21 protein-coding genes and 1 pseudogene are annotated in these 24989 nt (G+C 43.7%); 10 read left to right on the top strand and 12 right to left on the bottom strand.

What is annotated here, in order from left to right; all coding sequences use genetic code 11:
* Positions 1-35 precede the first annotated feature (35 nt).
* Both purL and BLT07_RS13270 read right to left on the bottom strand, forming a co-directional pair.
* Complete coding sequence (purL, locus tag BLT07_RS13265) at positions 36-3938, bottom strand: phosphoribosylformylglycinamidine synthase (protein WP_091869477.1); 3903 nt, start codon at positions 3936-3938, stop codon at positions 36-38.
* 264 nt (positions 3939-4202) lie between these two features.
* Positions 4203-5414, bottom strand: coding sequence for an RsmB/NOP family class I SAM-dependent RNA methyltransferase (locus BLT07_RS13270; protein WP_091869480.1), 1212 nt, complete (start codon positions 5412-5414; stop codon positions 4203-4205).
* A gap of 344 nt (positions 5415-5758) precedes the next feature.
* On the opposite strand from BLT07_RS13270, the gene BLT07_RS13275 reads away from it, so the two are divergent.
* The gene (locus tag BLT07_RS13275; protein WP_091869483.1) at positions 5759-6802 is read left to right on the top strand and encodes a WD40/YVTN/BNR-like repeat-containing protein; all 1044 of its coding nucleotides are present in this window, start codon (positions 5759-5761) and stop codon (positions 6800-6802) included.
* A 47-nt stretch (positions 6803-6849) separates the two neighbouring features.
* Here the strand turns inward: BLT07_RS13275 and BLT07_RS13280 are convergent, their stop codons facing one another.
* The 3 genes from BLT07_RS13280 to BLT07_RS13290 all read right to left on the bottom strand — a co-directional run bounded on the left by BLT07_RS13280 (position 6850) and on the right by BLT07_RS13290 (position 8413).
* Positions 6850-7290, bottom strand: coding sequence for a hypothetical protein (locus tag BLT07_RS13280; RefSeq protein WP_091869485.1), 441 nt, complete (start codon positions 7288-7290; stop codon positions 6850-6852).
* A complete protein-coding gene (locus BLT07_RS13285) occupies positions 7283-7795 on the bottom strand; it encodes a hypothetical protein (protein WP_091869492.1) in 513 nt (170 codons plus the stop codon). Before BLT07_RS13285 ends, BLT07_RS13280 begins: the two co-directional genes overlap by 8 nt.
* Before the next feature lie 72 nt (positions 7796-7867).
* Complete coding sequence (locus BLT07_RS13290) at positions 7868-8413, bottom strand: RNA polymerase sigma factor (protein WP_091869495.1); 546 nt, start codon at positions 8411-8413, stop codon at positions 7868-7870.
* Between the two features lie 183 nt (positions 8414-8596).
* On the opposite strand from BLT07_RS13290, the gene BLT07_RS13295 reads away from it, so the two are divergent.
* A complete protein-coding gene (locus BLT07_RS13295; protein WP_091869499.1) occupies positions 8597-9808 on the top strand; it encodes a serpin family protein in 1212 nt (403 codons plus the stop codon).
* Positions 9809-9829: 21 nt separating this feature from the next.
* On the opposite strand, the gene BLT07_RS13300 is transcribed toward BLT07_RS13295, so the two are convergent.
* The 4 genes from BLT07_RS13300 to BLT07_RS13315 all read right to left on the bottom strand — a co-directional run bounded on the left by BLT07_RS13300 (position 9830) and on the right by BLT07_RS13315 (position 15297).
* Positions 9830-11656 carry an ABC transporter ATP-binding protein gene (locus BLT07_RS13300; RefSeq protein WP_091869504.1) on the bottom strand — a complete coding sequence of 609 codons (1827 nt, stop codon included), beginning with the start codon at positions 11654-11656 and terminating at the stop codon, positions 9830-9832.
* 138 nt (positions 11657-11794) lie between these two features.
* The gene (locus BLT07_RS13305) at positions 11795-13504 is read right to left on the bottom strand and encodes a phospho-sugar mutase (protein WP_091869510.1); all 1710 of its coding nucleotides are present in this window, start codon (positions 13502-13504) and stop codon (positions 11795-11797) included.
* Between the two features lie 236 nt (positions 13505-13740).
* Complete coding sequence (locus BLT07_RS13310; RefSeq protein WP_091869516.1) at positions 13741-14724, bottom strand: glycosyltransferase family 2 protein; 984 nt, start codon at positions 14722-14724, stop codon at positions 13741-13743.
* A gap of 51 nt (positions 14725-14775) precedes the next feature.
* Complete coding sequence (locus BLT07_RS13315) at positions 14776-15297, bottom strand: DUF4199 domain-containing protein (RefSeq protein WP_091869519.1); 522 nt, start codon at positions 15295-15297, stop codon at positions 14776-14778.
* Between the two features lie 184 nt (positions 15298-15481).
* Between BLT07_RS13315 and BLT07_RS13320 the strand changes: the two are divergent.
* The 3 genes and pseudogenes from BLT07_RS13320 to mtaB all read left to right on the top strand — a co-directional run.
* Positions 15482-15730, top strand: a pseudogene (locus BLT07_RS13320) (type B 50S ribosomal protein L31); the annotation flags it as partial.
* Positions 15731-16153: 423 nt separating this feature from the next.
* On the top strand, positions 16154-17329 hold the full coding sequence (locus BLT07_RS13325) for a GlmU family protein (RefSeq protein ID WP_091869523.1): 1176 nt from the start codon (positions 16154-16156) through the stop codon (positions 17327-17329).
* A gap of 145 nt (positions 17330-17474) precedes the next feature.
* Positions 17475-18833 (top strand): tRNA (N(6)-L-threonylcarbamoyladenosine(37)-C(2))-methylthiotransferase MtaB, encoded by a 1359-nt coding sequence (gene mtaB, locus BLT07_RS13330; RefSeq protein ID WP_091869526.1) that lies wholly within the window; start codon positions 17475-17477, stop codon positions 18831-18833.
* Between the two features lie 94 nt (positions 18834-18927).
* On the opposite strand, the gene BLT07_RS13335 is transcribed toward mtaB, so the two are convergent.
* A complete protein-coding gene (locus BLT07_RS13335; protein WP_091869529.1) occupies positions 18928-19221 on the bottom strand; it encodes a GNAT family N-acetyltransferase in 294 nt (97 codons plus the stop codon).
* Positions 19222-19404: 183 nt separating this feature from the next.
* Between BLT07_RS13335 and BLT07_RS13340 the strand changes: the two genes are divergently transcribed.
* The 3 genes from BLT07_RS13340 to cls all read left to right on the top strand — a co-directional run bounded on the left by BLT07_RS13340 (position 19405) and on the right by cls (position 22962).
* Positions 19405-20067 carry an alpha/beta hydrolase gene (locus BLT07_RS13340; RefSeq protein ID WP_091869532.1) on the top strand — a complete coding sequence of 221 codons (663 nt, stop codon included), beginning with the start codon at positions 19405-19407 and terminating at the stop codon, positions 20065-20067.
* Between the two features lie 238 nt (positions 20068-20305).
* A complete protein-coding gene (locus BLT07_RS13345) occupies positions 20306-21271 on the top strand; it encodes a lytic transglycosylase domain-containing protein (RefSeq protein WP_091869535.1) in 966 nt (321 codons plus the stop codon).
* Positions 21272-21489: 218 nt separating this feature from the next.
* Positions 21490-22962, top strand: coding sequence for a cardiolipin synthase (cls, locus tag BLT07_RS13350; RefSeq protein WP_317040766.1), 1473 nt, complete (start codon positions 21490-21492; stop codon positions 22960-22962).
* Between the two features lie 179 nt (positions 22963-23141).
* Here the strand turns inward: cls and BLT07_RS13355 are convergent, their stop codons facing one another.
* Positions 23142-23657 (bottom strand): hypothetical protein, encoded by a 516-nt coding sequence (locus BLT07_RS13355; RefSeq protein ID WP_091869538.1) that lies wholly within the window; start codon positions 23655-23657, stop codon positions 23142-23144.
* Positions 23658-23730: 73 nt separating this feature from the next.
* Positions 23731-24624: a DUF6263 family protein gene (locus tag BLT07_RS13360; RefSeq protein WP_091869541.1), complete on the bottom strand. Its 894-nt coding sequence runs from the start codon at positions 24622-24624 to the stop codon at positions 23731-23733.
* On the opposite strand from BLT07_RS13360, the gene BLT07_RS21035 reads away from it, so the two are divergent.
* Together BLT07_RS21035 and rpmH are read left to right on the top strand one after the other, a co-directional pair.
* Complete coding sequence (locus BLT07_RS21035) at positions 24611-24862, top strand: hypothetical protein (protein WP_175455326.1); 252 nt, start codon at positions 24611-24613, stop codon at positions 24860-24862. The genes BLT07_RS13360 and BLT07_RS21035 overlap by 14 nt on opposite strands.
* Positions 24810-24977 (top strand): 50S ribosomal protein L34, encoded by a 168-nt coding sequence (gene rpmH / locus BLT07_RS13365; RefSeq protein ID WP_072991142.1) that lies wholly within the window; start codon positions 24810-24812, stop codon positions 24975-24977. The genes BLT07_RS21035 and rpmH overlap by 53 nt, the downstream gene beginning before the upstream one ends.
* Positions 24978-24989: the final 12 nt, after the last annotated feature.

The raw sequence follows: 24989 nt of genomic DNA on the forward strand, positions 1-24989 counted from the left end.
TACTGCTACTGCTACTGCTACTGCTACTGCTACTTTTACTGCTTACTCTTTTCCTCCACCCATTCCCTAGCATTCACAAAAGCGGCCAACCAAGGTGAAACAGTGTCGTTTCTATCCTTTGGATAATAGGCCCAGTTCCAAGGAAAAATCGAACGTTCTATATGTGGCATTGTTACTAAATGGCGGCCGGATGTGTCGCACAGCATAGCAGTATTGTAATCGCTGCCGTTGGGATTGGCGGGATAGCCAGCGTAACCGTATTTCGCCACGATATGATAGTTTTCTTCGGACTGCGGGAGGACAAACTTGCCCTCACCGTGGGAAATCCAAACACCTAAGGTGCAACCTTCCAAACTGGAAAGCATTACCGAGTTGTTTTTTTGGATTTTGACCGAGCTAAAATTGCTCTCGTGTTTGTGGGAAGCGTTGTACGTCATTTTACCGTGCGTTTCGTGATCGGGATTGATGAGGTCGAGCTCCATGAACAACTGGCAACCGTTGCAGATGCCTACGGATAAAGTATCGGGTCTGGCAAAAAAGTTTTTGATAACCGTATTGGCCTTTTCGTTGTATTTGATCGCTCCGGCCCAACCCTTGGCACTCCCCAACACATCGGAGTTGGAAAAACCGCCGACTGCACCTAGGAATTTAATGTCTTCAAGGTTTTCACGCCCTGAAATCAGGTCGGTCATGTGCACGTCTTTGACATCGAAGCCGGCCAAGAACATGGCGTTGGCCATTTCGCGTTCGGAGTTACTGCCTTTTTCGCGGAGTATTGCCGCTTTGGGACGCCCATTGCGAGGAGCAACGCCCGAAGGGCCTTGAGACGAAGCAATCTGTTGAGATCGGGGCGAGGGTACTTCAAGAGACTTCCCACCATGCTCAACCGATTGCTTCGCTTCGTCTGCCCTGCGGGCAGTCGAGCTCGCAATTTCTTCAGGAAAAACATACGTCAACCCCTGCTCCTTATAATTCTTATACCGCTCTTTTGCCAAACCGTTCGACGTTTGTTTATCATCCAATAAATAGGAAGTCTTGAACCATGTATCCCTTAAAGAGGCTATGTTCAATCCCATTTCCATACCTCCGTTTTTTATGTTCAGCTTACTTTCGGAAGCAACTTTACCTATCGTTTTAAAATCGATTTTTTTGGTGGATAGTATTTTTTCCAGGGAGGCATCCCCTTGAAAAACAATCCCCGCATTTTCGGAGAACAAGAGTTTTATCGTATCCGATTCCCCCAGATCCGATAGATCTAATTCGGCGCCCAACCCGTTATCCGCAAAGCACATTTCTAGCAATGTAGTTATCAATCCACCGGAAGCAACATCATGGCCTGCCCTAATTTGTCCGTTTTTAATTAAAGTTTGAATCGCGTTGAATGCGGATTTAAAATAAGCGTCATCGATAATTGTTGGGGCTTCGTTTCCGATGGCATTTCGGATTTGCCCGAAGGATGAACCGCCCAATTTGTAAGTATCTTTTGATAGGTTGATGTAATAGATTAAACCGCCGTCTTTTTGTAATACCGGCTCAATGACTTTGGTGATATCATCGCAATGTCCAGCGGCAGAAATAATGACCGTTCCGGGAGAAATTACGTCGCCATCAGGATATTTTTGTTTCATGGATAACGAATCCTTCCCCGTGGGAACGTTAATTCCGAGTGCGATGGCAAATTCCGAGATGGCCTCGACCGCCTTGTATAATCGGGCATCCTCACCTTCATTCTTACAGGGCCACATCCAATTGGCGGAGAGGGAGACGGATTTGAGTCCGTCTTTCAGCGGTGCCCAGATGATATTAGTCAAGGCCTCGGCAATGCTGTTTTTGCTGCCTGCCGCCGGATCGATAAGCCCTGAAATAGGGGAGTGGCCAATGCTGGTGGCGATACCTTCTTTTCCTTTAAAATCCAAGGCCATTACGGCACAATTGTTCAAGGGTAGCTGTAAGGGACCTGTACATTGCTGTTTGGCGACCCGTCCGCCGACGCAGCGATCTACTTTATTGGTCAGCCAGTCTTTACAGGCGACGGCCTCCAGCTGCAATAGCTGTTCGAGATATTCATGAAAGAATTCCAAGGAATAATCCGCATTTTCATAAGTTCTTTGAAGAGTTGTATCGGTCATCACGGTCTTCGGCGAGCTTCCGAAAATGTCCGAAAGATTCACATCCATAGGCTTTTGGCCGCTGGTTTTGGATTCGAAGGTAAAACGGTCGTCTCCGGTAACTTCGCCGACTTCATACATCGGTGAACGTTCGCGTTCGGCGATTCGGGCGAGCAGGTCTATGTCTTTTTCACCGATGACCAAGCCCATGCGTTCTTGGGATTCGTTGCCGATTATCTCCTTTGCTGATAGGGTCGGGTCACCTACGGGAAGTTTATCGAGATCGATTTTTCCGCCGGTTTCTTCCACAAGTTCGGATAAGCAGTTGAGATGCCCTCCCGCCCCGTGATCGTGAATAGAAACAATGGGGTTGGTATCGTTTTCAACCATCCCACGAATGGCGTTCGCCGCCCGCTTTTGCATTTCGGGATTGGAACGTTGTATGGCATTTAGCTCGATCTTGGAATCGAGTTCCCCCGTATCCGCACTGGAAACGGCCGCCCCACCCATGCCGATGCGATAATTGTCACCACCGAGAATCACGATTTTATCGCCGGCTTTGGGTGTGTCCTTCAAAGCTTGATCCGCTTTGCCGTAGCCGATGCCACCGGCCTGCATGATAACTTTGTCGTAGCCCAGTCTTCGCCTGCTCTCGTGCCAAGTGCGTTTGGCATGTATATCATCTTCGGAATCGTCCGGCTCAGTTTCTCCGGTATTGTAAGTGGCGTCAGGTATGGCCGTTGTATATTGATGCTCAAAAGTTAGCACGCTCCCCGCAATCAAGGGTTGTCCGAATTTATTGCCAAAGTCCGACGCCCCGTTCGATGCTTTGATAAGAATATCCATTGGGGTCTGATAGAGCCAATCCCGCTCGGTCATAGCCATTTCCCAAGGCCTGTTCTTTTCCAATCGGGAATAGGCGGTCATGTAAACGGCGGTTCCAGCCAAAGGCAAGGAGCCTTTTCCTCCCGCCAGACGATCACGGATTTCCCCGCCCGAACCCGTTGCGGCGCCGTTGAACGGTTCGACGGTAGTGGGAAAATTATGGGTTTCCGCTTTTAGTGATATGACGGAATCGAAGTCCTTTTCCGCATAAAAATCAGGTTTGTCTGCGGATCTGGGAGCAAACTGCACCACTTTAGGTCCTTTTACGAAAGCCACATTATCTTTATAGGCCGAAACTATACCGTTAGGATGTTCTTGGGATGTTTTTTTAATCAGCTTAAAAAGTGACGAAGGCATCTCTTTGCCATCGATGATAAACGTACCGTTAAAAATTTTATGTCGGCAGTGTTCCGAGTTGACCTGACTAAATCCGAAGACCTCCGAATCGGTCAGTTTGCGGCCTATTTTTTGCGAAACTTCGTTCAGATAATCAACTTCTTCTTTGTTCAGCGCCAATCCTTCTTTGCTGTTGTAAGCGGCAATGTCATCAATTTCAAGGATGGATTCGGGAATGATATCCACTTTGAAAACATCTTGATCAAGCCCGTCATATTTTTGGGAAAGCATCGGGTCGAAATCCGTAAAATCTTCCTTAACCGCTTGGAATTCCTCGATACGGACTATCCCCGAAACACCCATATTTTGAGTGATTTCCGTGGCATTGGTACTCCAAGGTGTAATCATGGCGGCACGCGGACCAACAAAAAAGGCGTCAAGAGACGCCAAAGGTTTGTCGGTCGTTCCTGAAACCCCGCCTGCCGGAGGGGCAGAAAGTTCAGGACAGGCGAACAACCAGATGAGTTTATCGGTATCTTCCTGTGAAAGTTCTTTATGCGTTTGAACTGCGAAAACCTTTGCGCTCGCATCCCCGAAAAAATAAATCATTGACCGTATAAATTAATGGGTTGGGAAAACGCGAATTTACGGATTTTTAGGCAATGATTTCTGGGGAATAGTTAACAGGGAAGAGGGTTGATTGTTAATTACTTTGACGTTTGATAGGAAGGTAGACCTACAAAGATCTCTCGTGTACTTGGACTAGGCTCAGCACGACGTCTGGCCCATACAAGTCGACCAAGATCTGCAGGGCATTGCACTTAGCTCAGTCGAAGTGTGCTGTCGCGGAAGCAACCTCCTTTTAGGTCTGGCCTAATTTCTAGCTAAAAGCGCCATAAAAAACCCGTCAAAACCGCTCTTGCTCGCATAGATTTTCTTTTGTCTTTCCAACGAAAAATCCTTGCCTTCCTCCGAAGCCAAAAACGCTTGTATTTGATCGGCATTTTCTTGCGGTAGTATCGAGCAGGTGGCGTACACCATTTTACCGCCCGGCTTTACGATTTTACTATAACTGCGCAGAATTTCTTGTTGTGTCTTTGTAATTTTCTCCAAAAAATCTGGCTGCAGTTTCCACTTCGTATCGGGATTCCTGCGGATGACCCCCAAGCCCGTACAGGGCGCATCGATCAGCACCCGGTCGGCACTGCCATACAATTTTTTAACTACTTTGGTGGAGTCAATTTCCCGGGGTTCTATATTGTGCGCGCCGTTTCTTCGGGCACGGCGTTTGAGCTCCTTGAGCTTGCTACCATAAACATCCATGGCGATAATCTGGCCTTTGTTTTCCATCAAAGCAGCGAGGTGAAGGGATTTCCCCCCGGCTCCTGCGCACGTATCTACGACCCGCATCCCCGGTTGCACCTCCAAAAATGCGGCAACCAATTGTGAATTGGCATCCTGTACCTCGAATAAGCCCTTTTTGAAGGCTTCGGTGACGAATACATTGGCGCGCTCGGGTAAGCGTAGGGCCGATGGATAACCTTTAATCGGCTCGGTGACAATATCTTCGTCCAATAAGGCTTGAGCCAATTGTTTCTTTGTGGTCTGCAAGGTGTTTGTCCGCAAGATAACTTCGGCCTGCTGGTTTAAGGCGGCGCTCTCGGCCGTCCATAATTTTTCTCCCAAGGCCTTGGCGCAGAGCTCGTCGATCCAATCGGGAAAGGCTTCCCGGTATTTCCGTATTTTGGAGAGTTCGTCAAATTTCCCTTTTATACGGCGTTCGGGCGTAGGCTCGATCTGTTTCCAATCCGGTAATTTTATCCCCTTTAAAACCGCCCAAACCGCCCACATCCGGAACAGATCGGTACGGCTGAACGGAGCTTTGACCTCGGCAATTTCGGCATAAAGACGTTTATAGCGCACCATTTCGTAGGTGGTCTCAGCGATAAACCCCCGATCCCGACTACCCCAGCGTTTATCGAACTTTAACACTTTCTGTACCACCTTGTCCGCATACTGGTCTTCATTAAAGATAAGGTTCAGGCCATCGATTACCGCAAATACCAGATTTCTATGTAATTTCATTCTTGAAAATTAAGGCCGCAAAGGTAGTGAACTCCTCTCAAGTTTTTCTTTTACCTTCAAATTTCACATTGTGCAACCTAATTTTGTCTTTTTTGAGTTCCGTAGCTAAGGCTATGCAATTCAAAAAACCCTTCATTAGGGCACAAAAGCCAAAATTTTCGGTTCCAAAGAAAAACTCAAGACGAATTCATGGTATTGGTCGGGATATCGGCTACATTTGATTTGGAAACCATAGATTAAGGCGCATAGGATTTTTAATCGGAGCTAGACCTTTCAGGTTTCCCTTCTGAACTAGACCTATCAGGTTTGGTTTTGAAACGAATGTCCACAAAATACCTCAAACGATGCAACACCTTGCCCTCATTCTGGTTGTTATGCTCGGTTTCTCCTGTTCCGACGATAAAGATAACGCCAAGCCATCCCTTCCCTTTACATCTGTCAAAATCGAAACTATCTATGAAGATTCCGTTAGTATCCGCGCTATCGAGATTATTGATAAAAGTCTAGCTTATGCCGGAAGCAATGGTGTATTTGGAAATATCGACCTAAAGTCCGGAAAAATTATGGAAAGCGTGCAAAAGTACGACACGATACTTCCAGAATTCAGGGCGGTGGCGCATACTTCTTCCGACTTTTTTATGCTCTCGGTTGCGAATCCTGCTTTGCTGTATAAGACGGGCGATGGCGGAAAAATGCAACTGGTCTACACCGAAGCCGATGAAGCGGTCTTTTATGACGCTATGACTTTTTGGAACGATCAAGAGGGCATCGCCATGGGCGACAGTTTGGAGGGTTGTCTAAGTATTATTGTTACAAGGGATGGAGGGAATACCTGGAACAAAATTCCCTGTTCCAGTCTCCCAGACGGTATTGACGGCGAAGGTGCCTTTGCGGCCAGTAACACGAATATTGAGGTCGTAGGAAAAAAAACATGGATAGCGACCACCAGCAGCCGCATCTATTTTTCTTCGGATAAAGGGAAAACTTGGGAAATACAACAAACGCCCATCGTAATGCAAGAACCCACACAAGGCATTTATTCCATAGATTTTTACGACGAAAACTTAGGGGTTGCCATTGGGGGCGATTATCTAAAACCTGAAGCGAATACGGCCAATAAAGCCTTGACCGACAATGGTGGCAAAACTTGGCAATTGATTGCTGATAGTCAAAATCCGCAGTATAAAAGTTGTATTCAATTTGTGCCGAATGCCAAGGGAAATGGCATGGTGGCCCTCGGTTTTACGGGTATTTCCTATAGTGAGGATAAAGGAGCGACCTGGCAGCAGCTTTCCGATGACACTTCTTTTTATACGCTCCGTTTTTTGAACGATTCGGTGGCGTATGCCGCGGGCAAGAACAGGATTGCGAAGTTGGTCTTTAAGTGAAAAGAATCGATCTGCTAGCTTTTCAGCCGACGGGGAAGTCTAGTAGATTACTCCTTGTTATGCCGGTACTGCTTTAACAACTGTTTTTTGAATTCATACTCCGAACGCAGCAATAACAGTGTTTTTTTTGCGGAGATGACCTTGCTTATCCTTTCGGTAAAATTTTTGTCCAGTTCCTCTTCGTTTTCTTCGAAAGTGAGATATTGCTTTATGAGCTCGCCCGCTTCTTTTTCAGAAAGATTCTCCACATCCCCCATTTTACGGTATACACGGTCTTGTTTCTGCTCGTGCATGGCATCCCGTTTTTCGTTGTATTCATTGTAAATGGGCCAAAAGGTCTGAGCCTCTTTGGAGCTCAGATCCAAACGCTCTGTAAGAAAGGCTACTTTAAGGGATTTTATTTTGTCCTTATCCGGTTTGTGCTGGGCGAAAAGTATAGACGACATTAGCAATACCGACGTGACCATTATTTTTGTTCGATTATTCATCGTATTCCATATTTAGTTCTTCAAAGTTTTCGGTATTGTTATCGAGGTAGTTCAAGATCATATCCTCGTTTAGTTCTTTGGATAAAATATCTCCGATTTCCAGTTCGTCGACCGGTACTACTTCAGCAATTTCATACGTACTTAAATCCAGTGAATTGTCTTCAAAATAGTTTTCTATATCAATGTTGGCGATGTCTTCAAAAGTGATTTCTTGGGATAGATTTCGGTTTAGCATAAATGCGACCAAGGCAACCGCAGCGATGGATGCCGCCGCAAAATAGTATTTTTTATACCGATGTAAAGGGATAACTTTGGTTTTCTCAGCTTCCAATTTTTGCAAGATGTCTTTGTGTATTCCTTCGAAATAAGCGTCCGGAACGATAAAACCTTCATTTCTGGGAATATCAGTGTCTTTCTCCGCAAGCCTTTTCATAAGACCTCTGGAAAAATCCTCAAAATACCCCTCGGGAGTTTTAAATGGATTTTTATTATTAAAATCTTTCATCGTTTTAATTTGACTGTCAAATGCTTAAAAGGTTTAATCAATTAGGGGCTCGATTCCCCATTTCCTAAAATTCTACGCCTCTTCTTTTAGATACGCCTCTATTTTTTTCACCGCCAAATGGTATGAGGCTTTCAGTCCGCCTACAGAAGTCTCCAAAATTTCCGAAATTTCGGTATACTTCAGTTCCTCGAAATATTTCATATTAAAAACAAGCTTCTGTTTTTCCGGAAGGGTGGCCATTGCCTTTTGCAACTTTAATTGAATGGCATCACCCTCGAAATAGACATCCGCCTTTAGGTTGCCAAGCATCCTATCCTGTAACTCACCAGAACCTACGTCGAGTTTTTTGGCGTTGCTTTTCAAAAGGGTCAAGGCCTCGTTCGTCGCTATCCGGTACATCCACGAATACAATTTGCTTTCGCCCTTGAAACCCTTGATATTCTTGTACACCTTGATAAACGTATTCTGCAAAACATCATCGGCATCGTCGTGGTTTAGCACGATTCTTCGAATATGCCAATACAACCGCTGTTTGTAGGTGTCGACCAACACCTCGAAAGCCTGTGAACGGGTTTCCGGATGCTGTAAATCCTGCACTAAAGTTTCTTCGGCAATCAATAGTCGGAATTAGGTTCGATAATTGGACTCTAAAGTAAGGAAAAGGTTTAACATCAAGCTTTTTATAAATTCACTGAAAGCAGGGAATGAAAAATGGAAAACGAGCCGGAACATTTGACGAAAGTGTTTACTTTTATGACGCAACCTTTTATGCAGTAGCCCATCTATTCTAAAAACAACCTAATGAAATTTATAAAAGCTTATTTTGCGATTTTACTAGTATTGGTTGGTTGTACGACCTCCGATGATGGGCCTAGCGACAAAGATTTGGGCTTGGATCGCGCGCTCGAGACTACGGAAGCCAAAACGATGGTAGCAACAAATAACGAATTTGCCTTGGATTTTTTCAAGGAAATCGCAACTACCGAAGCAGCGGAAAATTATATGGTTTCCCCATTGAGTCTCAGTTTGGCTTTGGGAATGACCTATAACGGAGCCGACGGAGACACCAAGGCGGCCTTCGGCGACGTCTTGGGCTACGCCGATGTGGATGCGGCCAATAGCTTCAACAAAAAGCTGATAAAATCGCTTACGGCCTCCGGTAGCGGTGCCGTTTTAAATCTGGCCCAAGCCATTTGGATTAAGGACGATTTCCCTGTTGAGGCGGACTTTGTAACCACCAACCAAAACTTTTATGATGCTGAAGTGGGCAATTTGGATTTTGAAGACCCAAAAGCGGTAGACGTAGTCAATTCTTGGGCGTATGACCATACCAAGGGCAAAATCGATAAGTATATCGATAGTTTCGAACCCAATACGGTTCTTTTTTTGGCCAATGCCCTTTACTTTAAGGGAACTTGGAAATTTGAATTTGACCCTAGCGACACCCGACAGGCCGCCTTCCATGCTTCATTGAGTGAAACGGTACAAGTGCCGATGATGTTTATGAACGCTACCGTACCCTATTTTACAAACGAAATGTTTTCCTCAATTATTCTGCCTTATAAAAACGACCGCTATGAAATGTTGCTATTTTTACCCCACGAAGGCTTTTCGACGACCGATATTGTTTCTGAACTCAACATGGAAAATTTAAAGAACTGGCTGGATAGTTATTCGAAAAGCGGATTGGCCATACAGTTGCCAAAGTTCAAGTTGGAATATAAACGCGAGCTCAATGAAGAATTGACCAATATGGGCTTAGGCGTTGCCTTTTCAAATACTGCGGACTTTGGAAAAATCAACAAACAAGCTGCGCTACGGATTTCGAAGGTGCTCCAAAAAACGTTTATAGAGGTCAATGAGGAGGGAACGGAAGCCGCAGCAGTAACGAGCGTTGAAATCGGGTTAACTTCCACAGGTGCTACATTTATTGCGGACCATCCTTTTCTTTATATGATAAGGGACAGCTATACAGGATCGATTTGCATTATGGGGCGCATAGGTAAACCATAAACCGAAAATCGCGCACCCTCATCATCCTGCAAGCGACTGCATGTCCACCAATTTTTTATACACCCCATTTTGGGCGAGCAGTTCGGTATGGGAGCCTTGTTCGACAATTTCCCCTTTTTGCAGTACCACAATCTTATTGGCATTTTGAATGGTCGAAAGCCGGTGTGCGATTACAATGGAAGTACGGTTACGCATCATTTTTTCGAGCGCATCCTGTACCAAGCGCTCACTTTCGGTATCAAGCGCCGAGGTGGCCTCGTCCAAGATCATGATCGGCGGATTTTTCAGGACGGCCCGTGCGATGGAGAGTCGTTGCTTTTGTCCGCCACTTAATTTGTTGCCGCCATCGCCGATATTGGTATCGTAACCTTTCGGTAAGCCTTCGATAAATTCGTGGGCGTTCGCGATTTTGGCGGCTTCCATAATTTCCTCCCGACTGGCGGTTTCTTTGCCCAAAGAAATATTCTTGGCCACGCTATCATTGAACAGAATGGAATCTTGGGTGACGAGTCCCATCAGCTGCCGCAATGATTTTTTGGTGATATCCTTAATATCGGTACCATCAATTTTAATTTCTCCCTCATTCACGTCATAAAAACGGGTCACCAGATTGGCAATAGTACTCTTACCGCTACCCGATTGCCCGACCAAGGCTACCGTTTCCCCTTTGGGAACGGTCAGATCAAAGTGTTTCAGTACGTAATCATCCTCATATTTGAAGGAAACATTTTTCAGCGTAATTCCATTTGCAAAACTGCTTTTTTCAATGGCATCAGGCTTGTCGGTTATCGGATTTTCGGTTTCCAAAATTTCCAGTACCCTTTCCGCGGCAGCATTTCCTTTTTTGACGCCATAGGAGGCTTTGCTGATAGATTTTGCCGGTGTCAAAATGTTATACGAAAGGCCCATATACGCTATGAAGGATGCCGCGTCCAACGTGCCGTCGATCAAGACCATTTTACCTCCGAACCACAAAAGCACGCCAATGACCAAAATACCTAAAAACTCCCCAATGGGAGAGGCAAGATTTTGGCGATTCAACAGAATGTTCGAGAATTTGAAAAAGCGCCCCGTCGAAGCCTTGAAGGTGTTGTAAAACCGGGACTCCGCATTGAAGGCTTTTATTACACGTAGACCGCCCAAGGTTTCTTCGACGATAGAGAGAAACTGACCCTGTTCCCTTTGTACGTTGTCGGACTGTTTCTTAAGCGACTTTCCTACCCTGGAAATAAGCGCACCCGCCAGGGGAATGAAAATAAAAACAAACAGCGTCAGTTTCACACTAATCAAAAACATGACAATAATCGTAAATAATATGGTCAGGGGATCGCGAACGATCAGTTCCAAAATTGATAGAAATGAGTGTTGTATTTCCAGAACGTCAGAAGTGATACGCGCAATTACGTCCCCCTTTCGCTTTTCGGAATAGTAAGAGATCGGCAATTCGGTAATTTTACTGTACATTTTATTACGAATATCCTTTAAAACCCCGTTTCGCAGAAACGTAATAAAGTACATCGCCAAATAATTAAAAAGGTTCTTGAGCAGAAAAAGTATCAATACCAAACCAATGACCAAAATAAGGCCCTTCATCTCATCATCGCCGGAATACTGCGAAACTTTGTAATTCATGGAATCCATAAAATAATCCTTGGCATTTCCAAACCCACGAAAAACAGGGGGTTCTTTGAGTTGTTCCGTTTTGTCGAACAGTACATTCAACATTGGAATCAATGCTGCAAAAGACAAGGCACTAAAAAGTGAGTAAAGAATGTTAAAGAAGATATTGAGATAACCGTACTTGCTATACGGCTTCGCAAAGCGAAGAATTTTTTTGAAATATTCCATTAAAGACCTTTAGGCTATTTTGACACCTACAAATATCACATTTTAAACCGCGATTTCACCATTATTTTAAAAACAAGACAGCGTTGCTTTTAAAATAATGGTGAAGCGGTGGTTTCAAAATGAATACATTGAGAAGTATTAACCCAATTTGAGTTCACTTTTGATTCGATCAATCTTGGCATCAAGTTCCGCGGAGACTTTTTTGAAATTTTCGGCCTTGTCCAGTTTCCCATTCGTGCTGATGTAGAATTTGACCTTAGGTTCCGTACCGCTGGGCCGGGCGGCGATACGTGTACCGTCTTCGGTTTCATAAATCAGTACATTTGATTTCGGGATGTCAATCGCTTTTTCCTCGCCGGTCAAAACATTTTTAGCGGTCGAGGTGTTGTAATCCTCGATCCATTTTACTTTGGAACCGGCTACGGAATTAACAGGATTTTCCTTAAAATCCTTCAACATCTGCTTTATTTCTTCGGCGCCGCTCATCCCTTTTTTTGTCAGGGATATGAGGTGTTCTTTGTAAAACCCGTACGCTACATAGCAATCGATCAGTTCTTTATAGAACGAACTACCGTTTGCCTTTGCCTGGGCACCGATCTCACAGGCGAGTAGGGTAGCGGTGACGGCATCTTTATCACGCACGAAATCGCCGATCATATAGCCGAAGCTTTCCTCCCCACCTCCTAAAAATCGCTCTTGGGGATAATCCTTTATCATTTTACCGATCCATTTGAATCCCGTTAACGCAGTTTTAAATGTTACGCCGTAGGCTTTGGCCATAGCTTCCATCATAGGGGTGGAAACGATGGTCGTCGCTACGAACTCATTGCCTTCGAAACCTTTTTGCTTTTGCTGTTCCAAAAGAAAATGGGTCATCATGATCATGGCCTGATTGCCGTTTACGATTTCCATTTCCCCTTCGAGATTACGGACCGCCACACCCAGACGATCACTGTCGGGGTCGGTGCCCACTACCATGTCCGCTCCAATTTCTTCCGCTTTTTCAATGGCCATAGACAGGGCTTCCGGTTCTTCGGGGTTAGGAGATTTTACCGTCGGGAAATCCCCATCGGGTTTGGCCTGCGCTTCAATTACCGTCACGTTTTTATAGCCCGCACGTTTCAATACTTCGGGAATGGCGGTAATCGATGTACCGTGCAATGAAGTAAAGACAATCTTAAAATCGTCTTTCCCGTCCGCATTGAAATTTCCGTGGGCGACTGAGGCCTTGAAAAAAGGTTCGTCGACTTGGGTATCGATGAGTTCTATCAGGCTTTCATCTGCCTTGAATTTAATTTCCTCAAAAGAAAGCGCATTGATAGCCGCAACAATTTCCCCATCCTCTGGCGGAACGATTTGGCAACCATCGGACCAATATACTTTATAACCGTTGTATTCAGGAGGATTATGGGATGCCGTCAAAACAATACCCGCATTGCATTTCAAATAGCGTACGGCGAACGAAAGTTCTGGGGTAGTGCGCAATGCCGAAAATAGAAATACTTTGATGCCGTTGGCGGAGAAGACTTCGGCCACCGTTCGTGCGAGGGTATCGCTGTTATGACGGCAGTCGTAGGCAATGACTACTTTGATATCTTCGCCTTTATGTACCTTTTTAAGGTAGTTGCTCAGCCCTTGGGTACTTTTTCCCAAGGTATATTTATTGATTCGGTTGGTGCCGACGCCCATAATACCGCGCATACCGCCGGTACCAAATTCCATGTTCTTATAAAAGCGGTCCTTGAGCTCGTCGTTATCGTTCTCGATCAACTGTTGTACTTCCTTTTTAACGGCGGGATCAAAAAAATCGGTGAGCCAGGTTTTTGCGGTGTCTAGAATGTTCTCCATGGACTAGGTTCTTTTGTTATTGTATTGTTTCTTTATCAATAATGTTCGGCGTGAGCGGCCGATAAAGGTAGGAAGATATGGAATTTTTGGGATAAAAGGATGGAAAATGCTATTTCGTCGGATGTTATTTTAACTAAACCTTACGACTAATTTCTTAGTCATGTTGATAATTTAAAATTAGGCTATTACAAGAAGACGATAAACTTTCGATTAAAAATAATATGATAAGGAAGAATCTAGTTTTTATTTTTTTTAGTATTTCCATTGACATCCCCTAAATTAACCCCCTCCGAAATCGTATACCGCGTCTCATTTCTCCGGTTACGAACCAAAATCTCCCCAAGAAACCCGGCCAAAAACAACTGTGTGCCGAGAAGCATAGCGGTCAGGGCGATATAGAATTGGGGCCGATCGGTGATTAAGCGTCCGAATTTGTTGATGAAGAGTTTGTCGATACCCAAGTAGATGGCGAAACCGAAACCGATAATAAACATCAATACGCCCAAAGCGCCGAAGAGGTGCATCGGGCGGCGGGCGAATTTCGATACGAACCAGATGGTGATGAGGTCTAGAAATCCATTGGTAAATCGTTCCATGCCGAATTTTGTTTTACCGTATTTTCGGGCTTGGTGGGATACGATTTTTTCGCCAATATTGGAGAAGCCCGCATTTTTGGCGAGTACGGGAATATATCGGTGCATTTCTCCCGAGACTTCGATATTTTTAACCACGGTCTTGTTGAAAGCTTTTAACCCACAATTGAAGTCGTGCAGTTGTACGCCCGACGTGCGTCTCGCCGCCCAGTTGAATAATTTCGAGGGCATATTTTTGGAGAGAACGGAATCGTAGCGTTTTTTCTTCCAGCCCGAAACCAGGTCGTATCCTTCCTTGGTAATGAGCTGGTATAATTCGGGAATTTCTTCGGGATTATCCTGTAGATCGGCATCCATGGTAATTATTACCTCGCCTTGAGCCGCTTTGAAACCGGCATGCAAGGCCTGTGACTTTCCGTAGTTCTTGAAAAAACGTATACCTCTGACTTGGGGATACGCTTGGGAAAGCTGCTGGATCAGTTCCCATGAATTGTCCGTACTGCCATCATCGATAAATAGAATTTCGTACGAATACCCTTTTGACCGCATGACCTTAACAATCCAATCGTGCAGTTCTTGAAGGGATTCTTCCTCGTTGAGAAGCGGTATGATTATGGATAGATTCATGGATTGCTGCTGTAGATCCGTCCAAAAATACGATTTTGATACCGAAGATATTTAATAGGCCGGTTTTTGTTTTTTTAGAATAAGGCCGGTAATCAAACCAATCACAAAACCAATAATAATGTTAAATAGGAGGATTAGGGGATATGTCACCCATGCAAATTTCTTTTGCATCTCGATACCCTGATCAATTTGCTCCTCGGTAAGTTTTGGATTGTTTGCCAACGCCTCCTGTTTTCCGATTTCTGTAAGGTTTGCCATATAATCGGGCTCGATGAAGTTCGAAAAAACGTAAAAATAAAGTAGTCCGATTACCCCGGCGATCAAGGCCACACCGGCCCCCACCTTTAGTGCGTCGGAAATAGTTAAAAAACCGAGATTCGCTTTTTTAAATTGTACGATACCCAAAACGATACCAGCAGCTAATATGGCTATTTGAGTGCCTTGAACTGCAATACCCCGTTCGTATTGCATGTCTATCATGTAAAGCATAACGCCGAATACAATACCCGCACCACCTACGAGCAAGCCATAATTCAAAGCGTATTTTCCGGTTTTAGGTTGATTTTCTTCCATTTTAAGTTCTAATTTTAGGTTGTTTAAAAAGTTGGTTGTTCCAAATGGGATATTGTTACAGCTAAATGTACATTATTTTTATCGTACTTTTTATAGGTTAGCATTGCAATTCTCCAAAAAATACCTAAATTTGCAGCCTTAAAATGAGTGCCTGTCGGAATGGGCGCATAAAATTTTTAGCTCAATGAAAAAAGACATCCACCCAGAGAATTATAGATTGGTAGCTTTTAAGGACATGTCGAACGACGAAGTGTTCTTGACCAAATCTACCGCGGATACCAAAGAGACCCTAGAGGTCGACGGAACCGAATATCCACTGGTGAAGTTGGAAATTTCAAGAACATCGCATCCGTTCTATACCGGAAAGGCCAAACTTTTGGATACTGCCGGGCGTATCGACAAGTTCAAGAACAAGTACGACAAGTTCAAGAAGAAAAAGGCGGCTCCCGCAGAAAAATCGGCAAGGCAAGAAGCTCCAAAGGCCGAAGCTGGCAAGAAGGAAGCACCAAAAGCCGAAGCTATTAAAACAGAGGCTCCAAAAGCTGAAACAAAGGCGGTACCCGCTAAAAAAGAAGCTCCGAAGGCAGAAGCAAAAGCTGACACTGTTAAAAAGGAAGCTCCAAAAGCCGAAGCAAAGGCAGACACTCCTAAAAAGGAGGCTCCGAAAGCTGCAGGGGATACCAAAGAAAAAGAGTAATCTTTTTGTACAAAGCTATTTTATAAAATGCCCTCGATGTTCGGGGGCATTTTTTTTCCACATCTTCGTCCAACAAAATCCTTTCGAATAGAATAAGCATCAAACTTTAGCGTTTTTAAGGCAATACCGCTTTTTATTGCTTCACCGAAATAGCAACCCATGAACTACATTCTTTTTGACGGCGCGGTCCGGAACAATCTGTTGCCATTTACGTTTACCAGACCAGTCGCGGACATCCGTATCGGTATTCTTACCATCCGCGAAAAATGGGAAAAGTATCTGGGAAATACGACTACGACGATTACTGAAGACTACCTATCCGAAAAATATCCGATGGTAGAAATGGAGGAGAATGTTTTGATAAATGCCTCCTTTTTACCGACCAAAAAATTGGCAAATTTGATAGCAGATCTCAAAGAGAACGAGGCCATTTTCCAAGGGGAGGAAGTCATTGCCTTTTTTACAAAGCAAAGCCAGGAAGAGGTTGATTTTTCATCCTATAAAGCCATAGACTTCAAGGAAGATATACTGAGGCTTGTCAATACCTGGGATATTTTCGAAAAAAATGGAGCGGCTCTCGAAGCCGATTTCGAGCTGATTACCTCTGGAAGAAAAAGTGCACCCATTTCAAAATCAAATACCCTAATCTGTCCCGATCGCATTTTTGCGGAGCATGGTGCGATTGTCGAGCATAGTATTTTGAATGCTAAAGATGGCCCGATCTATTTGGGGAAGGATAGCGAAATCTGGGAAGGTAATTTGATTCGCGGTGCTTTTGCGCTATGTGAAAAAGCAGTGGTAAAAATGGGTGCCATGATCTATGGCGCCACTACCATCGGGCCCTATTCCAAAGTCTGTGGCGAAATTAGTAATGCGGTGATTTTTGGGTATTCCAGTAAGGGCCATGACGGATATTTGGGCAATTCGGTGCTGGGTGAGTGGTGCAATATCGGTGCTAGCAGCAACAACTCGAACCTAAAGAACAATTACGCCAAAGTGCGTTTATGGAATTATGCTACTGAAACTTTTGAACAAACGGGACTCCAGTTTTGCGGCCTGATGATGGGCGACCATAGCAAAACGGCTATTAATACCATGTTCAATACGGGCACCGTAATCGGCGTGAACTGTAATATTTATGTACCCGGATTTCCGAGAAATTTCGTTCCTAGTTTTAGTTGGGGCGGGGCAACTGGCTTTTCTACCTACTTGCCTGAAAAAGCATTTGAAGCTGCCCAAGTAATGATGGCTCGAAGACATGTGGAATTCGACAATAGGGAAGCCCATATTCTAGAGCATGTATTTGAGCTTACGAAGAAGTGGCGGCATTATTAGGGGGTGCAAGTGAGTCCCGAGGCTACGGGGATACCATAATAAGAAAAACAAATTACCAAAATTCCCAAATTTCTAAATGGCACCAGTATATTTGTAATCCATACATTGGAAAGCGTATTTGCAAGTATTTGAAAAGAATTAGGGTATGAACAAGAAAGTTGCCTTCTACACCTTGGGCTGTAAGCTCAACTTCTCCGAAACCTCTACCATAGCAAGAGGGTTTACCGAGGAAGGCTTCCAACGCGTAGCCTTTTCGGAAGCTGCCGATATGTACGTCATCAATACCTGCTCGGTAACCGAGAATGCCGACAAGCGCTTCAAGACCATTGTGAAAAAAGCGCAAAAAGCGAATCCCGATGCCTTTGTGGCTGCCATTGGTTGCTATGCACAGCTAAAGCCCGAAGAGCTGGCCGCGGTCGATGGTGTCGATCTGGTTTTGGGTGCTACCGAAAAATTTAAGATTACCGATTACATCAATGATATTTTGAATCGTCCCTCGACCGCGCTTAGGATGACAGAAATTCATTCCTGCGAAATTGAGGATGCTGACTTCTACGTTGGCAGCTACGCCATCGGGGACCGGACACGTGCTTTTTTGAAAGTGCAGGATGGATGTGATTACAAATGCACCTATTGCACCATTCCACTGGCGCGGGGTATTTCCCGTAGCGATACGCTGGATAATGTGCTAAGAAATGCTGCGGAGATATCGGCCCAGGGAATTAAGGAAATCGTTTTGACCGGTGTCAATATTGGTGATTATGGCAAAGGGGAGTTCGCTAACAAAAAGCACGAACATACTTTTTTTGATTTGGTTAAGGCTTTGGATGAAGTAGAAGGCATCCACAGATTGCGGATTTCATCCATAGAGCCCAATCTTTTAAAGAACGAGACCATTGACTTTGTTGCGCAGAGCAAAACCTTTGTACCCCATTTCCATATTCCCTTACAAAGCGGAAGCGACCAGATGCTAAAACGGATGCGCCGCCGCTATATGAGCAATCTGTATGAGGATAGAGTTCGAAGGATTAGGGAAGCCATGCCGCATGCCTGTATCGGAGTAGATGTTATTGTTGGCTTTCCAGGGGAAACCGACGAACTTTTTTTGGAGACCTATCATTATCTCAACGAACTCGATATTTCGTATTTACATGTGTTTACCTATTCGGAAAGGGAAAACACCCCTGCAGCTGAAATGGATGGGGTAGTGTCCAACAACGTCAGAAAGAAGCGCAGCAAGATGCTTCGCGGGCTATCCGCCAAAAAACGTAGAGTATTTTATGAGGGTCAGTTAGGCGCGGTGCGTCGTGTTTTATTCGAAGGGGAAAACAAATCGGGCTATATTCATGGATTCACCGAAAATTACGTTAAGGTAAAAGCTCCTTGGGATCCAACCTTGGTAAATACATTGCATACGGTCAAATTGACCGAAATTGCGGATGACGGAATGGTGCGGTTTGAATTCATTGCGAGCGAAGCGACGCAAGCTGTTTCAATTTTCTAGAATGCCCAATAGATTGCGTCGCCTCGCTCGCAATTTCCCATAAAAAAATCCCGCCGATCGGCGGGATTTTTTTATGATAATCCTAAAAATCATATCAGATTCTGATGCCTACGGGCAACATCTCTTTGTACTGTCTGTTTTTCCTCAAAAAGCCTGCAATTTCAGGGCTTGTTGGAACTACTCGAAGATTTTGCTCTTGAATGCGGTGAAGAACCGATTTTATAAAATCTTCCTTGAAACCCGCTTTGGTGATTTCTTCCGGAACTACTAATTTGGTCAGAAATACTTTACGCTCCTGTGAAGAATACTCGATTTTGGCCAAGTGACCATCGACCCTAGTTTCAAATTGACGCAAGAAACTGTTGTCGTTGATTTCTACTTCATTCATATAGTTAGGATTTGTGTTTTGGCATCAGAAGAAAAAAACGGTGTTCTCAAGCCGTTAATTTAGCTACTTTTGCCTAGATTAGATAAACGATGGAATTTTCCAAAGCTGACAACAAAAGTAGTGAATACTATGTTAATTTCCTAATTATTACCTGCTTTTGCTACTGAAAAATTAAAGTTCTTTATGAACGATAGCAAGATTCATGTCTATTTTATGCCGGGTATGGCAGCCAATCCTACCATCTTTAAGCACATCCATTTACCACATGAAATCTTTGAACCGCATTTGCTGGAATGGTTCGTGCCCTCAAAGAATATGAGCCTTGTGGACTATGCCCGGACCATGAATAGGCAGATAGCACATGAGAATCCAGTTTTGATAGGAGTTTCTTTTGGGGGTTTGCTTGTCCAGGAGATGGCCAAATTGATTGCGGTGCGAAAGATCATTATTATTTCAAGTGTAAAAGATGCTTCGGAACTGCCCAGACGGATGCACTTTGCCAGATATACTAAAATTCATAAGATTTTGCCAACAGGTTTAGTCAACAATATCGAACTTCTCGCCAAGTATGCTTTTGGCGAAACTGTGACCAAACGCTTATCATTATATGAAGAATATCTCTCTTTACGTGATAAAGTGTACATCGATTGGTCGATTGATAAGATGGTCAATTGGCAACAGTCCGAACTTCCCGATAACCTTGTACATATCCATGGAGAAAAAGATACCGTTTTTCCGATTCGGAACATTACAGATTGTATTCCCGTGAAAAATGGTACGCACACCATGATCATCCATAGGGCAAAATGGTTTAATGAACATTTACCCACAATTATTTTGCAATAATGGAGTTGTAGTATTATATTAACTCATAAATTCGATTTGAGTTTTTTTGGAACCGAAATTTTCGACTTTGTGCGCTAATGACGACTTTTTTTAACAGCATAGCCGTAGATACGGTTCCCGAAAAAGAAAAATGAAGTGTGCAAAATTTAAAATCGCAGGCAAAAGAGAAACTCAAGACGAGTTCTTTAATATATAATAACAATCGGTTCGTAACTTTGAAAAAACACCAATTAGAAATATGAAGATTTTAAAGAACGGTTTACTATTTTTGGGCCTTTTTTTCGTGGTCAGCACTTTAATTTATGCCGTGCAGGGCGATAGTGAAGAGGGTAATAATGTGCGTATTCCTACCGATGCGACCGACTCGATACTAGAGAAAAACGTTGCACAAGGATATCGCATTTCCGCAATCGACATCCCCGAAGACCTCAATTTTGCGGGAGAGTCCGTCCCCCAAAACGATCCCGAGGTCATGGAGCGTATCGACCGAGAGTTTTTGGTCAATACCTATTGGCAGTCGAATGCTGTTTTGTTGATTAAAAGGGCGAATATGTACTTTCCGATAATCGAACCGATATTAGCTAAAAATGGTATCCCTGATGATTTTAAATACTTGGCCGTTGCTGAGAGTGGACTCCAAAATGTGGTATCCCACGCTGGTGCTACAGGGTTTTGGCAAATCATGAAGCCCACCGCCCAGCAGTACGGTCTTGAGGTGAACGATAACGTCGATGAACGCTATCACTTGGAAAAATCGACTCAGGTCGCTTGTGAATATCTGAAAAACTACAAGAAAAAATATGGTACTTGGACGCTGACTGCCGCATCCTATAATGCCGGTACCGGGGCAATAGACAAATATATGGGCATACAGCAAGTCACCAATTATTACGATTTGTTGCTCGGCCAAGAAACCGGTAGATACGTCTTCAGAATTATGGCGATAAAAGAGATTTTGAGCCATCCCGAAAAGTATGGTTTCGATGTGAAAGAAGAAGATCTCTATACCGCCGTGCCTACTTTTAAAGTAGATTTGGATCAGCCTGTACTCAGTTTCGCCGATTTTGCCCAAAAATATGAAATCAACTATAAGATTTTGAAAAGGCATAACCCTTGGCTGCGCGAGGCGCACTTGAACAACAGTTCGAGAAAGAAGTACAGTATTGAAATTCCTAAAACGGGATATTACAGGGTTACTAAGTAAAAAAAATTTCTTTTAGCGGTGATGCCCGCTGCTGTAGGGGATGACATTGGACGGTTTTAATTAGAAAATTTTAAGGTTAACACCCTAATTGTCCAAGGGGCGCCAGGCATGGCTTCCCTCCTGTTTTTTTTACGATAGTATTAGTCACTTATCTTCTTTTAACAAAACCATAATTTTATTCCGTACATTAGATTCCGAAGCAATCTAAACTCGCGTTCGTGAATTCAATACTTGCATACGGCAGAGACAATATCTGGCTTATCGCCCTGACCATAAACTATATTTTGGTCATCAGCTTGTCCATCTTCATCATATTAAAGAATAAGAATCCCGTAAAGACGCTATCCTTTCTATTTGCGCTGGCCGCGCTTCCTTTTTTAGGGCTGGTGGTTTACTATTTCTTTGGACAGGACTATAGGAAATCGAAAATTTTTGAGAAAAAATACATTCTCGACAATGATCGAATAAAAGGATGGCGTGAACAGTTCAAGCTCGATCAAGAAGAAAAGGATAGTTTCCGATCGGATTTTGGCGAAGGTATTTATAAGATCTACACCTTGTTGAAAAAGAACGAGAAAGCCATTCTTACTTTCGATAACGAGTTGGAAATATTGGTCAACGGAGAAAAAAAGTTCGAGCGCCTACGGGAGGATCTCGGAAAAGCCAAAAATCATATCCATATGGAATATTTCGTGCTCTTCGACGACGAATTGGGTACCGAACTGATCGATATACTCAGCAAAAAGGCGAAAGAGGGCGTAAAGGTACGGTTGGTGTACGATGACGTAGGAAGCGATATATCTTCCAAAGCCAAGAAAAAGATGACGGAGGCGGGCGTGCTACATTTACCGTTCATGCCCGTGCGGTTCTCGAACTCTACCAGTAAACTGAACTATCGCGATCATAGAAAAATAGTAGTTATCGACGGAACTGTCGGTTATGTAGGTGGCATAAATCTTGATCAGAGATATGATAACTCCTATAACAACGAAAGATACTGGCGCGATACCCATTTGCGTTTGCAGGGCGGTGCTGTAGGTTCTTTACAATCTTCTTTTTTACTGACCTGGAATTTCGTTACGGGCGATGAAACAGAGATCGATCAAAATCTTTTTCCTGACAACAAACCCGAATCACAGGATCCGGTTGCGGTACAAATGGCTGCTAGTGGGCCCGATACCGATTGGGCCAATATAATGGAAGCACTCTTCTGTGCCATGACCGCGGCGCGCGAACGTATTTTCATCACTTCGCCATATTATATGCCCAACGACGCCATATTTACAGCTATGAAAACTGCTGCACGCAGCGGTGTCGATGTTCGGGTCATATTGCCTTATGAATCCGATTCCTGGGCAGCGCAGTATGCCTCCGATTCGTATATCGAGGAAAGTCTAGAGTCTGGTATCCGTATATTTAGGTACTGTAAAGGCTTTGTGCATGCGAAGACCATGTTGGTCGATAATCGATTGTCTACAATAGGTACGGCCAATTTGGATTATCGAAGTTTTGCCCTGAATTTCGAAATTACCGCCCTTATCTATAACACGGCTATCAACGATCAAATGGCGGGCATCTTCGAAACCGACCTCGAAAATTGCGAAGAAGTAACATTAGATCGCTGGAAAGAACGTGGTATTCGGCGGAAATTGAAGGAATCGTTCAGTCGGCTGTGGGCACCGTTGTTGTGAAAAAGCACCAAATCGTAAGCACCAATTCCCAAGCATCAAATTCCTAAAAAAGTGTTTTTCGCTGCGATGGGTCGATGATTTGTTTGTGCTCAGGTTGGGATATAATTTTAATAGGATGCTTTACTGTTTAAACGTGAAAATTGGAATTTGGAATTTTCCTATTTGAAATTTGCAGTTATTTAAATTTTCTTCATCTGCTGCTGCATCATCTTAATTTGATCCGTAAGCATATTGTTCTTGTCCAACTTTTTGGCTTCCTGCAATAGTTTGGTAGCTTCCCTTTTACGACGTTTTTGCATCGAGATACCCGCAAGGCTCAATTTCGCCATGGCCACGTCATAATCCATAGTTAACCCTAATTTAAGTGCTTTTTTGAAATATTTTTCTGCGGTAGTCAGATTTTTTTGGGAATAAATAATGCCATGGAGATAATTGTAGTAGCCCTGCTGTTTGGTAATCAATGCCGATTTCGGTTTTTTTATCTTGTTAAGCCATTTTTGGGTGCCTTCGAGATCTTGCTTGCGCATCCGAAGAAAGGCCAATAAAATTATCTCATTCCTGAAATATAGAAAGATAAAGATAAGGGAAAGCAATAGCAATGCAATCCCATTGCCGATATTGCCGTCGACAAACTGGTAAACGGCATAAGCGATGATAAGGCCGGCGATAACAAGTTTTATGTTTTTATTGAACATATTGTTTTAAATTATGCGTCTCTATTTATAACGAGACGCGAATTTTGCTAATTGAACCCTTACCCCTTAAAATCTACTCGACGTATGAATCTATACGTTCATAGGTAATCTTCGATTTTATGCGGGTCGGAATTTCTTGGTCTCCCATTTGGGTCATGGTCGAAGTCCCTTTCGATTGGCCCTCAACGTTCATGAATTTGATAAATCCAGAAGCGGTGTCGGTGGTTATCCGGGTTTGTTGCGTACCGGTAAGCTTCATGGTGGTCGCTAACTCGATTACATCCATGGTGACATCCGCGGTTCCATTAATTGTTGCTTCATCTTTCATTAAGGCTTCCAAGGTCCATGTATTTTTGGCCCCGAGTTTACCTGAATATTCATTTTTCCAACTATCACCGATCTTTACCGGTTTTTTGGGATAAATAAAAGTCATCTGTTTGTAGCTTTCGGAAAGGGCTTCGGAACCAAATTCCTTTTGAAGGGATTTTTTCATCATGTTCAACGAAAACGCATCTTCTAGTCCGGATGCCTCCGCCATTTTTACCACAAGGCTATCCCCTCCCTTGACTTCTAGGATATCCCCCGTTTTGGCAAGTATCATTTGAACAGGACTATTCAACAGACTACTGAATACCTTCGATTGCATATCGTCTTCGCTTATTTCTTTGGCACGTACGTTCAACAGTTCGCCCTGAATACTCGAAGTCATTTTAAGATTGAGGTCTTTAAAGGTCAAAGCAATTTCGTACGTGCTGTCCCGTTGGGTCAATACTTTGAACTGCAAGATACCATCGATTTTGTTGGTCAATTCATGGGTCGCCCCATCGAGCTCTTGAATTATGATCTGTTCGGCATCTTGTTTTATGGTAAATGTGTCCCCTTTTTCCAGCGTATATTCCAAAATGGACTGTGCCGAAAGGGGAACGCTATAAACAAGTAAAAAAAGTAAGGGGGTGAAGTATTTCATATATGGTATGTACCCGTCTCGAATTCAGGCTGCAAAAGTAGTGAAAAAGGCATTTGTAACAGAAAGAAGCTCGGTAAAAATAATTTTACCGAATCCATTTGTAAAAGCAAAAAGCCTTTGTATATTTGCCACCGGAATTTTGGGGACGAACCTTCAAGTTTCACAATCAAGAAAAGTATCAAAAAATGCCCGGACAGAAGAGAACATATCAACCATCAAAGCGCAAGAGACGAAATAAACATGGGTTCAGGGAACGCATGGCATCCGTTAACGGAAGAAAAGTATTGGCCCGAAGAAGGGCAAAAGGAAGAAAAAAGCTATCCGTATCCTCTGAGCCGAGACACAAAAAATAATGATTCCATTCT

It is taken from the genome of Pricia antarctica (genome assembly GCF_900101815.1).
Lineage (GTDB): Bacteria > Bacteroidota > Bacteroidia > Flavobacteriales > Flavobacteriaceae > Pricia > Pricia antarctica.

Coding starts and splice junctions, on each gene's coding strand:
- purL (WP_091869477.1), bottom strand. CDS start 3,938: ATGATTTATTTTTTCGGGGATGCGAGCGCAAAGGTTTTCGCAGTTCAA.
- BLT07_RS13270 (WP_091869480.1), bottom strand. CDS start 5,414: ATGAAATTACATAGAAATCTGGTATTTGCGGTAATCGATGGCCTGAAC.
- BLT07_RS13275 (WP_091869483.1), top strand. CDS start 5,759: ATGCAACACCTTGCCCTCATTCTGGTTGTTATGCTCGGTTTCTCCTGT.
- BLT07_RS13280 (WP_091869485.1), bottom strand. CDS start 7,290: ATGAATAATCGAACAAAAATAATGGTCACGTCGGTATTGCTAATGTCG.
- BLT07_RS13285 (WP_091869492.1), bottom strand. CDS start 7,795: ATGAAAGATTTTAATAATAAAAATCCATTTAAAACTCCCGAGGGGTAT.
- BLT07_RS13295 (WP_091869499.1), top strand. CDS start 8,597: ATGAAATTTATAAAAGCTTATTTTGCGATTTTACTAGTATTGGTTGGT.
- BLT07_RS13300 (WP_091869504.1), bottom strand. CDS start 11,656: ATGGAATATTTCAAAAAAATTCTTCGCTTTGCGAAGCCGTATAGCAAG.
- BLT07_RS13305 (WP_091869510.1), bottom strand. CDS start 13,504: ATGGAGAACATTCTAGACACCGCAAAAACCTGGCTCACCGATTTTTTT.
- BLT07_RS13310 (WP_091869516.1), bottom strand. CDS start 14,724: ATGAATCTATCCATAATCATACCGCTTCTCAACGAGGAAGAATCCCTT.
- BLT07_RS13315 (WP_091869519.1), bottom strand. CDS start 15,297: ATGGAAGAAAATCAACCTAAAACCGGAAAATACGCTTTGAATTATGGC.
- BLT07_RS13325 (WP_091869523.1), top strand. CDS start 16,154: ATGAACTACATTCTTTTTGACGGCGCGGTCCGGAACAATCTGTTGCCA.
- mtaB (WP_091869526.1), top strand. CDS start 17,475: ATGAACAAGAAAGTTGCCTTCTACACCTTGGGCTGTAAGCTCAACTTC.
- BLT07_RS13335 (WP_091869529.1), bottom strand. CDS start 19,221: ATGAATGAAGTAGAAATCAACGACAACAGTTTCTTGCGTCAATTTGAA.
- BLT07_RS13340 (WP_091869532.1), top strand. CDS start 19,405: ATGAACGATAGCAAGATTCATGTCTATTTTATGCCGGGTATGGCAGCC.
- BLT07_RS13345 (WP_091869535.1), top strand. CDS start 20,306: ATGAAGATTTTAAAGAACGGTTTACTATTTTTGGGCCTTTTTTTCGTG.
- BLT07_RS13355 (WP_091869538.1), bottom strand. CDS start 23,657: ATGTTCAATAAAAACATAAAACTTGTTATCGCCGGCCTTATCATCGCT.
- BLT07_RS13360 (WP_091869541.1), bottom strand. CDS start 24,624: ATGAAATACTTCACCCCCTTACTTTTTTTACTTGTTTATAGCGTTCCC.
- rpmH (WP_072991142.1), top strand. CDS start 24,810: ATGCCCGGACAGAAGAGAACATATCAACCATCAAAGCGCAAGAGACGA.